Origin of the sequence: Gelidibacter japonicus, from assembly GCF_010725055.1 — a bacterium.
Taxonomy (GTDB): Bacteria; Bacteroidota; Bacteroidia; order Flavobacteriales; family Flavobacteriaceae; genus Gelidibacter; species Gelidibacter japonicus.
On sequence record NZ_BJKB01000035.1, the window covers coordinates 1 to 12,450 of the forward strand.

The 12,450-nt window shown below is 39.7% G+C and carries 11 protein-coding genes; 2 read left to right on the forward strand and 9 right to left on the reverse strand.

Annotated elements, in window-relative coordinates:
- Nucleotides 1-191: 191 nt before the first annotated feature.
- The 7 genes from G6N06_RS19245 to G6N06_RS19965 form a co-directional block, all read right to left on the reverse strand.
- Nucleotides 192-1,724 (reverse strand): IS1182 family transposase, encoded by a 1,533-nt coding sequence (locus G6N06_RS19245; protein WP_371865878.1) that lies wholly within the window; start codon nt 1,722-1,724, stop codon nt 192-194.
- A 227-nt stretch (nt 1,725-1,951) separates the two neighbouring features.
- On the reverse strand, nt 1,952-3,562 hold the full coding sequence (locus tag G6N06_RS19250) for an MFS transporter (RefSeq protein WP_163518331.1): 1,611 nt from the start codon (nt 3,560-3,562) through the stop codon (nt 1,952-1,954).
- 4 nt (nt 3,563-3,566) lie between these two features.
- On the reverse strand, nt 3,567-4,634 hold the full coding sequence (locus G6N06_RS19255) for an HlyD family secretion protein (protein WP_163518332.1): 1,068 nt from the start codon (nt 4,632-4,634) through the stop codon (nt 3,567-3,569).
- A 20-nt stretch (nt 4,635-4,654) separates the two neighbouring features.
- A complete protein-coding gene (locus tag G6N06_RS19260) occupies nt 4,655-5,971 on the reverse strand; it encodes a TolC family protein (protein ID WP_163518333.1) in 1,317 nt (438 codons plus the stop codon).
- A gap of 53 nt (nt 5,972-6,024) precedes the next feature.
- On the reverse strand, nt 6,025-6,471 hold the full coding sequence (locus G6N06_RS19265) for a GbsR/MarR family transcriptional regulator (protein WP_163518334.1): 447 nt from the start codon (nt 6,469-6,471) through the stop codon (nt 6,025-6,027).
- 397 nt (nt 6,472-6,868) lie between these two features.
- Complete coding sequence (locus tag G6N06_RS19270) at nt 6,869-7,951, reverse strand: alpha/beta hydrolase-fold protein (protein ID WP_163518335.1); 1,083 nt, start codon at nt 7,949-7,951, stop codon at nt 6,869-6,871.
- Nucleotides 7,952-8,286: 335 nt separating this feature from the next.
- A complete protein-coding gene (locus tag G6N06_RS19965) occupies nt 8,287-8,544 on the reverse strand; it encodes a hypothetical protein (protein ID WP_240338114.1) in 258 nt (85 codons plus the stop codon).
- Between the two features lie 39 nt (nt 8,545-8,583).
- Here G6N06_RS19965 and G6N06_RS19275 point away from each other — a divergent pair, with 39 nt between their 5' ends.
- Nucleotides 8,584-9,186, forward strand: coding sequence for a tyrosine-type recombinase/integrase (locus G6N06_RS19275; RefSeq protein ID WP_240338115.1), 603 nt, complete (start codon nt 8,584-8,586; stop codon nt 9,184-9,186).
- On the forward strand, nt 9,186-10,325 hold the full coding sequence (locus G6N06_RS19280) for an IS91 family transposase (RefSeq protein ID WP_163518336.1): 1,140 nt from the start codon (nt 9,186-9,188) through the stop codon (nt 10,323-10,325). The genes G6N06_RS19275 and G6N06_RS19280 overlap by 1 nt, the downstream gene beginning before the upstream one ends.
- A 302-nt stretch (nt 10,326-10,627) precedes the next feature.
- Here the strand turns inward: G6N06_RS19280 and G6N06_RS19970 are convergent, their stop codons facing one another.
- Nucleotides 10,628-11,278 carry a group II intron maturase-specific domain-containing protein gene (locus tag G6N06_RS19970; RefSeq protein WP_240338116.1) on the reverse strand — a complete coding sequence of 217 codons (651 nt, stop codon included), beginning with the start codon at nt 11,276-11,278 and terminating at the stop codon, nt 10,628-10,630.
- Nucleotide 11,279: 1 nt separating this feature from the next.
- Nucleotides 11,280-12,032 (reverse strand): reverse transcriptase domain-containing protein, encoded by a 753-nt coding sequence (locus G6N06_RS19975; protein ID WP_240338117.1) that lies wholly within the window; start codon nt 12,030-12,032, stop codon nt 11,280-11,282.
- Between the last annotated feature and the right edge of the window lie 418 nt (nt 12,033-12,450).

Here is a 12,450-nt window from a genome sequence, read left to right on the forward strand (position 1 = left end):
TGCGCCCGTGCTTTTATGCAACAGTTTGAAAATCGGCCTTGCATAGAGCTATACAAGTTTACGGAATTTTCAGGATTTTTTCGCTAACGTTAGCGGGAGAAGTCAATGCTTCGGAATAGGGAGGATTGCATACAACGGCAGTTTGTCTCAAAACTCCGTTATTTCTGTTTAAAAATACACGAATTTTTTGGTTAGGTGAAAATAAAGTTGAAGGAGCGATTTTTTACAGAGTGTTGACCTTGTGACCCAAATAGGTTTAGACAGGCGATTAGGAGCGAAGTTAACAACACGTAACAGTTGTTTTGCACGGTCAGAAGGGTTTTTGGGACTATTCCCAGGTTGTACAGCCTTCTTAGATTGTAGGCCAGTGCCATAAGCCCGAAATCTGCACTTGCTGCACCAATTCCTTTCTTGGTCATTATATGGTCGAAGCCCCACTGTCGCTTTATGGTCCCATAAGGGTGTTCCACCAATGCCTGTCGCAGTCTGTAAAGATCTTCGTTCTGCCTTACTCTTTTGGCGTTGTCGCGGATGCCCTGGGCATACTGGCTCCGCTGTATGATCTTGCCATTGGTCTTGGCCGTTGTACATTGGCTGCGAACCCTGCAGAGCTTGCAGGCCTTGGTCTTATACTGCTTAAAGGTATAGTTCCGTGTTTTGTAGTGGGTTTGGTTGGAGGTTAAGGTTTGGTCCTGTGGGCAGGTGTAGGTATCGTTCTCCCTGTCATATCTAAAGTTCTCCGCATTGTACATGGGATTGGGAGCCTGGCTTTTGCGGCCTATGGCGGGGATGGCCACAAGGGTCTCAATGCCCAACTGATCTGCAGTATGGAACTCACTGCCCGTATGGTATCCCTTGTCATAAAGGGCGGTAAACCTGTTGGTCCTCAAAATGGATTTTGCCCTTCTGAGCATCATTCCCATGGCTTTTTTGTCGTTTTGGTTGGTGAGCTTACAGTCGATCAGGATTTTGTGCATTCCGTCCACAGTGGTCTGTCCGGTATAGCACACCTCGGTAATCATTCCCCGTACAATCTGATGTCGGCTGTCCGGATCGGAGGTGGAGATCTGTGGGTTCTCAGAGGACCGGTCGCCGTCCAGTTCCCTTTGGAGCTGTTCATACTTTTTGCGCTGCTCTTTGCGGTGTCGGACCTGTTTTTCCAATGATTCCCTTTTGTCACCATCTGCCGTGGCCAGGGCCTTATTGTGTTCTTTCAACTTATTGTCAATATACTCGAGGTGCCTCTGGATTTTCTTTTTGTTGTAATTGTTCTTCTTGGAATTTTGGGCACGGAATTTTGTGGAGTCCCCGGCAATCAGCAACCCTCCAATGAGGTTGAAGTTCCTGGCAATCTCAACGCTGTGGCGGAAGACACGTTTGATGGCCTTGGGGTTGTCCTTCCTGAACCTGGCGATGGTATTGTGGTCAGGCTTTAAGTTTTTTAAGAGCCAGATGACTTCCAGGTTACGGTGGCATTCCTTCTCCAATTGTCTGGAGGACCGCATGCGGTTCATATAACCGTAGATATAGAGTTTCAATAAGTCTGCCGGATTGTATGGCGGTCTTCCCTGGGCGGGCAATGGATCAAAGCCCAATTCTCGCAGATCCATGCTTTCCACGAACTGATCGATAAAACGTACTGAATTGGCCGGCGGCACCATGTCGTCCAAACAAGTGCTATAAAGTGTTAACTGCTCCCGGTCTTGTCCCTGTTGATATTCCATACCTTAAGTTACAAAAAACCAGGGCTGGATTTGAAGATGGTGAAAAGGGTTTTCAACAAGGTTATTAAGTTTTGAGACAGTCTGACGGTTTTGTGTAAGCGTCAGTAACGGGAAAATGCGCGAGTATTTTCCGTTGACGCACTAAAGATAGCAAAACGAGTTGAATTTCCGAATGGGAAATTCAGCCGTTATTGCGCTTACACGTTGTTGGCAACTGGCTTTATTTTCTAAACCGCGACAGCACCTGCTCCAGCGGCTATAGTTTCTGTGGTATTTTTTCTTACTCTAAAATTATATCCTTTAATCGATTCGCCTTTAAGCAGTTTTCGTACTAATATTAATCTTCGGTAATAGGTGTTTTCAAAACGTATTGCCAAGGTGAATAGTATTATAATTATTCCTGCAATAATGGAATAACCATACAATGCTTTGGATGCTGTTAATACAGCTTGTATTCGCGAACGTCCATATACTGCCAATCCACCACCTCTGTATTGTGACAAATCTACGGCATCCAAATGATGTGCTATGTTTTCCAACCCTTGTAACTGTAATTTGTAAAACAACCAAGAGTAAATGGCTCCAGCAAATGCAACGCTTATCAATGAACGGACTACAATTGACAAGGATGCTACTGCTAAGGTTTCAGCCATATCAAAACCATCTAAGGCATAAAACCAAATACTTATAAAAAGAATGACCATTCCCATTCCTCTTAATATAGAAGGAACAATTAAATAGTTGATGTCAACTTCTGGACTGATTAAAAAATACATCATTACAAAATGTAAGGTGTAAAAAATCATTCCTGAAATAATTAAAAATTTGGTAGGCAATTTTTTAGCATACCACTTTCGAGCATAAATAGCACCTATAATAATTCCAGGAACCATTGCATAATTCAATAGGTTGTTGGTGAGCGAATCATAGCCAAGAATACCAACCGTAAAGGTGTTTTGAATAACACCTGAAGCTAAAAACATACCCAAACACATCAATAAAATAAAGCCTTGAATAAAGTTTTTCTTTTTAAAAACACTTAACGGAACATAAGGTCGTTTTAATCCTTTTTGTCGCCATAGAAAAAGAATAATAGTGATGATAAAGCCAAGGGTTGAAGCTTGTATATAGCTTGAAGCAAACCAATCTTGTTGTTTGGCAAATACTAAGGTATAGGTTAATAGGAAAAAGGATACTACAAAAAGAAACATACTCAATAAATCAATTTGATATAAAGGTAGCTTTCTTGAAAACCGTAAGTCGTGCATAAAAATAACCGAGATAAGTACCAATACAAGCATTATAATAGTCATTACTAAATAGACCGATTCCCATTGTAAGTTATAGGCAATTTTTGCAAAGAAATAACTTCCTATTTGTGCGGTTGAAATACTTAAAGGATAAAATACCGTATAAAATTTGGTTCGGTCGCCATCTGGACTTAGAATAAATAATAGCGGCAAAACAAACTCAATAATCGCAATGATTTTAAAAAAACCAATGACAAAATTTGCTACAATAATAACATACGGGCTATCTGTGGTTATAATGGCTATTGAACACAATGCGATCATCGACAAACTGGTAATCATCAACTCTTTGCTTCTAAATCGCATTTTAAAACGCAATAAATACGGTAAGGCCGTACCCATACCAATAAAAGAAGCATAGTTAGCAAACGATAGATACTCAGAATAAAGTGCCAAATCACTCATCATATCGCTAAAATTTGGTGTGTAAATTCCACCTACAACCAATAACGGAAATAGGTATAGAATAATGAGCAATAGCATTGCGGGTTTGGGTACCCAATCTTTAAAAAGGCCTTGGTTGTACATATAATTAATCTACGGTAATATTTACATTCATTCCTACACGTAAACTGTTTAAATCTTCTTCTGAATTATCTTCGGTAAAATCAATACGAACCGGAATACGTTGCTGTACTTTCACAAAATTTCCGGTAGAATTATCTACAGGAATGGTCGATAATTTAGAGCCTGTAGCTGCCGAAATAGAACTTACTTTGCCTTTAAAGGCTTTTCCTCCCAAAGCATCTACTTCGATAGTCAATTCTTTTCCAACTGTAATGTCTTCCATTTGGGTTTCTCTAAAGTTAGCAATGACCCATTTTTTATCATCGGTTACAATACTGGCTACTTGCTGACTAGGGTTTAACAATTGACCTTCGTTTACTTTACGTCTTCCCATAAAACCATCGTAAGGTGCAGTAATTACAGTATAAGATAAATTGAGTTTTGCCAAGTCTAAAGCCGCTTCGGCTTGCTTGATTCCTGCTTGGCTCATTTCAATTCTACCATCCATTTCACGAAGCGAATAATCTACCGATTTGCGTTGTCCTAATAAGGCGTTGTATTTTGCTTTTGCAGCATCGTACTTGGTTTTTATACCATCGTATTGTTGTTGGGTTACCGCTTCATCTTTTAACAAAGCAGCAAAACGATTTAAGTCTCTTTCAGAATTTTCTAAATTGGATTTTGCTCCTGCGATATTGGCTTCAATAATAGACGTGTTGTTAGCAACTGTATTAATTGTTGATTTTGCTGTTTTTTCACCAGCCAAGGCATTTAAATAAGCAGCTTCGGCTTGTAAAACTTTAGCTTTAATTTCGCTATCATCTAAAATTACCAACGTATCGCCTTTTTTAACTCTTTGGTTTTCTTCAAAACGAATTTCTTTAATATAAGCTGAAACTCTTGTGTTTATTGGATTGATATAAGCTTCTACTTGTGCATCGTTTGTAAAGTTTTTATCGCCAATATGGAAATAGTGTTTTAATACAAAAATCAAGGCAACTAATGCTACTAAAAATATAAGTAAATTGATAAAAAACACCGTTTTTTTGTTTTTACCTACTTTCTTTTCGGTTTTTGAATTGTTATCTGACATTTTTATTCTTTTTGTAATGGTTATAGTGTTCCTACAGTTTTTAATACATTATAGTATGCCTGAAGGATATTAATTTCTGAATTTACATATTGTAATTCGGCTTCTAATTTAGAGTTGCTAGCATCCAACATTTCAGTAATAAGTGCTAACTGATTTAAATATTTCTTTTCAATAATCTTGTAGTTTTCTTCAGCCAAACGTTTGCTTTCTAAATAGGTTGCTTTTTGTGAAATTGCTTCGTTGTATTTTAAATAAGCTGCTTGTGTAGCCACTTGCAAATTTTGTTGGGTAAGCGTTTTGGCTTCGGTTACTTGCTCTACTTTTAGCTTGTTTAATGACTCTTTTGCTTTGTTTTTGTAAAGCGATTCAATATTATAGGTTAACGATACACCAACTTGCCAACTATTAAAATACACATCGTTTATTGGAAAGGAATTGGTTAATGGCCGTTGCATATTGTAGCCGGCAAAACCTGCCAAAATAGGTAGTTTATCTGCTTTGGTAATATTTAAGCTTGTTTCGGCTAGCTCCTTTTGTGTATCCATAGTTCTTATGAGTGGATGGTTGGTAGCTACTTCATCTTGATATGTTTCTATATTTTGTAACGCAGGATTAAGTTTTAGCGTTTCTTCATCAGGAATAATTTTAGTATTTGCTGGTAATCCTAATGCAATAACCAATTGGTTGTTTAAAATTGAAATATTATTGTCTATCGTTACTATGGCTTGGTTTAAAGATGCTAATAATAAATCACCACGGATTACTTCGTTACGTGTTACCATTCCTTGATTGTAGAAACTAGTTACGTTATCAATTCGTCTTTGGGCAAGTTTAATGTTTTCTTGAAATACTTGCTTTTGGTTGTATAATTTGTAAAGGTTTAAATAATTGGATATCACCAAAGATTTAATATCAATTTCATCGTTTTCTAAACTTAAATTTGCCAATTCTTCTTGAAGATTTCCAACCTTAATGGTATTATTAATAGCGTTTCCTTTGTAAAGCAATTGTTGCGCCTGTAAGGAAAAGTTATTACCAAAATGTGGCATATCTACGGTTTGCAGGTTTGAAAAATCGGTGTCCAAAATTTCAATATCACCCAAATACATTGCTGTTGCACCAACAGATAGGTTTGGCAATTGTAGTTGCTTATAGACTTCGGTTTGCTGTTTGGCAATATCAACCGATTTTTTAGAGACTTTTAGTTTTTGATTGTTTTCCAAAGCCAATCGTACAATTTGGTCTATGGTATATTGTTTAGGAACAGCTTCTTGCGAAAAGCAAAAGCCATAAACAAATATGAGTAATAGGCTTACTGTTTTTTTTAAAAAATGCATAGGTATTATAGTTGTTTTAGTTCTTAACAAAAAGAACTTATTGTGTAAATTTTTTATTTTTCTTTCCACTTTATAATTGCTTCATCAATTTTTTGATTTAAAAAGTTCTGAAAATCAATGACATCTTTCAGCTTGTTGTTAAATTCTATGTCGTTATTGCTTCGATGTTTTAAAACATCTTCCATTACATTGTTAAAATCATATAGTTTTTTAGCATATTCCTCAACTCTCTTTTTCCAATTTTCTAAATCTAGATAAAAGTATCTTTTTCTATCACCACTAAATGTTTTGTAATTAATTGTACCATCTTGTAAATGACTATTAATTGCATTGCTTACTGCACTTTTACTTGCGTTTAAAAACTCTCTAATTTCATCAAATGTTTTATAAGAAGGTTCGGCTAATAACAAGAAACTAAATACTCTGCTTGCAATGGGTGTTTTTCCAAATTGCTCATATACAACTCCAATATCTTCTACACGTTGTTTTAAATTATCCATATTAAAATATGTATTGTTTCCGTGCAAATATAATAAGTTTTTTTGTTCTGTAAATAAAGAACTAAAAATAAATATTTATTACACAAAAATTTTCTAGTAAATATTTATAATTACAGAACTAAGTTCAAACAATTATTTTAATATAAATAAAAAGTATAATGCTTGAACTTATCATAAGGTGTGTGTTAGTAATGATTTGTGGTACGCTAATTAAGATAAGTTCTTTTATAATGAAAATACATAGCCTTTATTCAGGATGGGTCAAGCTTGTTGCCAACGTTTTGGGTATTGCCGAAGGCGGGGATTTTTAGCACAAAAGTTCAATTAAAGAACGAATGTTGAACATTGCACAAATGTTCAATCGAAGGCGTTCTGCCCCGCTTTTGGCAATACCTTGTTACCAGCCGTTTTTGATTTTTTCCTTATTAATTTCTTCAATGATGTCATTCGTTGTTTGGTGATCAGCTTCTATCGTATTTAAAAGTTCGTACGCTTTGTTTAAATGCTTTTTTGCACTTTCCTTGTCAGTTGGCAATAGTAACTCATACAATTGAAGATGAAAATCATAATAATTAGGATAGTACGTGATCCCCATTTTATATATAGCTAGCACATAATCGATTAAATCACTATTCCAATATCGGGAAGCCAAACCATTTAATTCTGCTAATTCGGGTGGATAAAAGTTATCGTCAATTTTCGAAGCATTTTCTATCTTGTTTATTTCATCCTCAATTGAATTTGGCTTGGTGATTATTTTATAGTCATTGTCAACTGGTGCAATTCTGGAATACCTTTCATTAAATTTAGAAAATAACTTTGTCAGTAAATTAGGAGTTGCCAGTATCGGAACAGCGTTGTGCCCTGCATTTTCTGAAACAAAGGTATTGATTGAACTGAAAAATGTCGGAAACTCCTTTTCGAGTGTATCAAATGTTTTTCTGTGATAAAAGTCTTCGTGTTTGGCATTGCCTCCGACAGAAATAAAAATATTTCGTTTGTCTGTTTTTTCATTTTTTTCAAAAGCCAATATCAATTCTTTAAAGCTGTCCAAGGGAGTGTTGGCTAATGCTGCTGAAAAATAAGTTGGATTTTTAAGGTAAGAATAAAGTGAAAATGATGCAGAAAACGAATGACCAATTAGGATTTTATATTTGTTTGGATTGTATTGCTGAATTTTTTCATCTACTTCATCAGTAATAAATTTATAAAGTGGCAATTCATCTTCCTCTAATGTTTTTATGCCACACTCCTTATTTCTGTTTACCAAAGGAATAGTTACTACAATTGCTTGTGGTATTTGATGTGTGTATTGTAAATAGCGAATTGTATTCTGAACTGGATTAACAAACCATTCGTGCTGACCGTCCAATAAGTATATAACAGGCAGTTTTACGTCTTTGGATTGATATTTATAAAATTCAGGAGTGGTTACATAAACGGTTCTTTCGCTGTTAAATGCCTTTGAATAGAATTTCAATGTATCCGTTTTCTGTCCAAAAACAGAGGTTGAAATACACAAAGTTAAAATTAGTTTCAGTTTTATTCTCAATGTTGTTTGTTTAAAATGGCTGGTAACGTGTTTGGCTATGGTTTCGTTGCGTGAAAATCCGCGAGGATTTTCCGCCGAGAACCGAAGATAGCAAATTTGCGAGGACTTTCCGCGAGGAAAGTCAGAAGCAATGAACTATAGCCGGTGTTGAACGAATCCTCCCTACCGGTCGGAAGCCCTCCTGAATAGCTCATACTCGCTTTCTTTCGTAAATATAATAGATTTATTAATTTGTAGCTACAATTTTAAATCCAATATCATGTTTAAAAAAAAGTAAGACCATTGCCCAGCGCGCTTTCGAGGAAGTGCCGGGTTTCGGTACGCTCCAGGACAAACTGGAGCAGAGCTTTTCCATCAACGGCAAGGCCAAAAGCACCCTGAACAATTACCTCCGGTGCCTTGCCCACCTTGCCCTGCACTGCAAACAAAGCCCGGAAAGGCTCTCGGTCGAGAACATCGAGGACTATCTTTACCATTGCCAAAAACTCCACAGGACGCCTTCCGAAAGTTTCTTCAAGCATACTGTTTTCGGACTCAGGGCGGCCTACAAGGTCATGGGCATGGAGGCCAAACGCGTGGCCTTGCCTCAGATCAAACGGGACCTGAAACTTCCTACGGTCCTGAGCCAGGAAGAAGTCAGGCGGCTTTTAAAGGCGCCCAAGTACCTAAAGCACCGTTTGATTATCGGGATGCTCTACGGCTGTGGACTCCGCAGCTACGAACTGTGCAACCTGAAACTGGCGGACATCGACTTTGACCGCAGAACGGTCCTTGTACCCAAGAAGAAAGGGAAGATCGACCGCTATGTCCCCTTGAGCAGGTATTTGGCCAGAGGACTGAAGGAGTACATCAAAACGGAAAATCCCCAATGCTATCTTTTCAACAGCCAGGTGACCAAGGATGGTGAACCACGTGGGCTGACGACCAATGGCATCCGTTGGATCATCAAGGAAAACCGCAGTAAGATAGGCAGCTCCAAAAAGATAACCGCCCACACCCTGAGGCACACCTTCGCCACGCATTTGTTGGAATACGGCGTTGACATTGTCAGTCTTAAGGAGCTTTTGGGCCATGCGCATATCGAGATGACCCTGACCTATCTGCATGTGGCCAATCTGCCCAGTGGCTCAAAGTTTTCTCCACTGGACAAGCTCTACGACTGATGCGTCCCAAACATACGGTCGCTGACATTTTGGAAATGGAACAGCTACAGCTCAAAAACTTGAGCCCGGCCTCGTGGCATTACCGTGCCCTGCAGGCCATAAGGAGGTGCCGAACAAAAGCCATGGGCGGCCATATAGATAAATGCGATTGTTGCCACGCGTTGCACATCAGCTATAATAGTTGCAGGAACAGACATTGCCCAACCTGTCAGGGACACAAACGCGAGGAGTGGATCCGTGCACGGGAGGATGAGCTTTTGAACGTTCCCTATTTTCATGTGGTGTTTACCCTTCCGAGCGAGTTTAACAGTTGTGCCCTGAGCCATGGGAAAATAGTGTACGGCAGCCTGTTCAGGGCCGCCTGGCAGACCTTGCAGCAGTTCGGGGACAACCCGAAACACCTGGGCGGCAGGATGGGCATGATTGCGGTGCTGCATACCTGGGGCCAGAATATGAGTCTGCACCCCCATTTGCACTGCATTGTTCCGGGTGGTGGCCTGGGCAGATCGGGGCAATGGAAAAAGGCAAGGAACAACGGCAAATACCTGTTCAATGTGAAATCCATGAGCAAGGTTTTCAGGCGAAAGTATGTTGCTGAGCTCAGGAAGAGCGGGTTAAAAATCCCTCGAAATGTTTACGATGCGGTGTTCGGCAAGAAGTGGGTGGTCTATGCCAAAGAGCCTTTCAGGAGTCCGAAATATGTGATTGAGTATTTGGGCAGATATACCCATAAAATAGCAGTTAGCAACCATCGGATCGTTGATATTGACCGCGTAAATAAAAAGGTGACTTTTACTGCCAAGGATTACCGCCGCGCAGGAAAGAAAGTCAGTTTAACGGTATCGAGTGCTGAGTTTATCAGGCGTTTTGCGCTGCATGTTTTACCTAAGGGCTTTACCCGAATACGGCATTATGGTATTTTGAGCAGCAGCTGGAAAAAGGAGAAGTTGCCAAAACTGCAAAGTGAACTGGCTTCAGTTGAGATGGAGCCTGTCAGATCAAAAGAGCCGCTTTTGCACCGTCGGTGTCCTGTCTGTAAAAAAGGGAGACTGCACACGATACTCTTGTTCGATGACCGTGGGCCTCCCGAGAATTGGCGCGTTTTACTAAAAGATAGAAAATTGAATTTGAGCAGCTAAAAATTATTCTGCATAAGCGGACTGGCTCTGCTATGCCTTGACTTTAAAATTAAACGATAAAAGCCAGGGCGAGTGAATCAGAATCACTAAAAAACCTTGAAAACTGTTAGAAAATAATTGAACACCACGCATTTTGGCCATAGCAATTACAGCACAACCTCCAAATAGCCTTCCCTAAAACGAACGTTTTACCCATAAGACGGCAAATCAACCGGATTCGTCAATCGGATAGGAGGAACGGGATTAATTCCCGCTCCGACCTTCCACAGCACCCAGCGTACGGATCCGTACTGGGCGCTTCCTTAAGTTTTGATACTAACCTTTCGATATTGGTCTGACAGCATAATATAGCCTGCTTTTCTCAGATTTTCCGTGGTGATTGTGGTCTTAAGGATAAAACTATCAGCTGTATGCCAATAGCTTTTCCTTGTATTTGCCCATTCCCAAGCCTTGGATTTCTTAACCCCTAGCTTGATAAGGTTCTTCACTCTGGTTCGTATCCGTTTCCATTGTTTCCATATCACCATCCTGATTCGTCTTCGGTACCACTCGTCTATCCTAAGAAGCCGATTCTTCATGTCTGCCAATTTGAAGTAGTTCACCCAACCAATGATGTACTGGCGAAGGACTTCTTTTCTTCGGGAATTACCCCAGCCATTACTACGGGATGTCAGCTCTTTTATTTTAGCTTTCATTTTGGCTACACTCTTTCGGTGTATCCGTAGGCGCCCTTCTCCTTTGCTTTTGTAAAAGGAGTATCCAAGGAATTTGACCTTCCTTATGTGGGCACTTTGGCTTTTCTCCCTATTCACTTTTAAGAACAGTTTGTCCTCTATAAAGTGGATCATTGAGCTCATTGTCCGTTCTGCACTGCGTTTACTTCTGCATAGTATCAGAAGGTCATCAGCATAGCGTACAAATTTATGCTCCCTACTCTCTAGCTCTTTGTCCATTTCATTCAACATAATGTTGCTTAAAAATTGGACTTAGTGGACCTCCTTGCGGAACCCCCACTTCACTAGTTCGTATTTTGGATCCTACTTGCACTCCCGCATTAAGATATTTATGTATCAGTGATACCACTCGAGCGTCTTTTACACTACGAGAGAGTATCTCTATCAGCTTGCTATGGTTTACCGTGTCAAAGAATTTTTCTAAATCCAGATCTACTGCATACTTGTAGCCTTCTGTGATATACGCTTGACATTTTCTTAATGCTCCGTGAGCGTTGCGCCTTGGTCTGAACCCGTAGCTATTGTCGCTAAATTGGGGTTCATACATTGGCGAGAGAACTTGGGCAATCGCTTGTTGGATACACCTATCCACTACGGTAGGTATCCCTAATTTGCGATGTCCGTTATCCTTGGGAATAAGTACCCTGCGTACAGGGTTAGGGCGGTAATTTCCCTGTAAAATGGACGTTATTAGTTCGTCTTTGTGTATGACAAGATAATCTTTTAACGATTCGACTTCCATCTTGTCTACTCCCCCAGATCCTTTGTTTCGCTTTACCTGTTGGTAAGCCCTATTAAGGTTGGAAGGTGACACAATCATCTCTAATAGTCCATCTCCTAATTGATTAGTATCCGTGAGGTTATTTTCAGTTATCCATAAAAACGTCTGCCCTCCCACATAGCCTTCGGATACTGTCCTATTCTTCTGTGGGCAGGTCTCTTCTTTCGAGATTTTCTGCGTTCTTCCGTTCATACGGTAACATTCATTTACTGCTCACTCCTTAAAGTTCATCCCTTCCCAATATGAGTCATTGTCTTGGTACTATGGGCTCGGCTGACTTCTCATGGTAAGCTTTACTCCGTGTTTCATACATTGTTTCCACACGTCCATGAGATCTCCCTAGGTAAGAACGATAACTTTCATCCCATCTACCTGCTACATTTACCATGTTGTCTCCGAGCAGTATTGGACTTTGGTTTGGTGTGCAACCTTATCCAGACAACTTTGGCCTTATATGTAGTTTCTGTCCGTCAGGCCAGGACTTTGCCGCCAGTTTCCTTCAGATTCCACCTCGCGATGGACACCCTTACCTTAAGCTAACACTTCCCACTGCTTGGGCGTGTTCGGGACTTGCACCCTATAGTTATCGATCATGCTAGGCGCACACACA

Bases quoted from the DNA above. Each gene is read 5' to 3' on its own strand.
- G6N06_RS19245 (WP_371865878.1), bottom strand. From the start codon at position 1,724: ATGGAATATCAACAGGGACAAGACCGGGAGCAGTTAACACTTTATAGC.
- G6N06_RS19250 (WP_163518331.1), bottom strand. From the start codon at position 3,562: ATGTACAACCAAGGCCTTTTTAAAGATTGGGTACCCAAACCCGCAATG.
- G6N06_RS19255 (WP_163518332.1), bottom strand. From the start codon at position 4,634: ATGTCAGATAACAATTCAAAAACCGAAAAGAAAGTAGGTAAAAACAAA.
- G6N06_RS19260 (WP_163518333.1), bottom strand. From the start codon at position 5,971: ATGCATTTTTTAAAAAAAACAGTAAGCCTATTACTCATATTTGTTTAT.
- G6N06_RS19265 (WP_163518334.1), bottom strand. From the start codon at position 6,471: ATGGATAATTTAAAACAACGTGTAGAAGATATTGGAGTTGTATATGAG.
- G6N06_RS19965 (WP_240338114.1), bottom strand. From the start codon at position 8,544: ATGCTTGAAGAAACTTTCGGAAGGCGTCCTGTGGAGTTTTTGGCAATG.
- G6N06_RS19275 (WP_240338115.1), top strand. From the start codon at position 8,584: ATGGAGGCCAAACGCGTGGCCTTGCCTCAGATCAAACGGGACCTGAAA.
- G6N06_RS19280 (WP_163518336.1), top strand. From the start codon at position 9,186: ATGCGTCCCAAACATACGGTCGCTGACATTTTGGAAATGGAACAGCTA.
- G6N06_RS19970 (WP_240338116.1), bottom strand. From the start codon at position 11,278: ATGGACAAAGAGCTAGAGAGTAGGGAGCATAAATTTGTACGCTATGCT.
- G6N06_RS19975 (WP_240338117.1), bottom strand. From the start codon at position 12,032: ATGAACGGAAGAACGCAGAAAATCTCGAAAGAAGAGACCTGCCCACAG.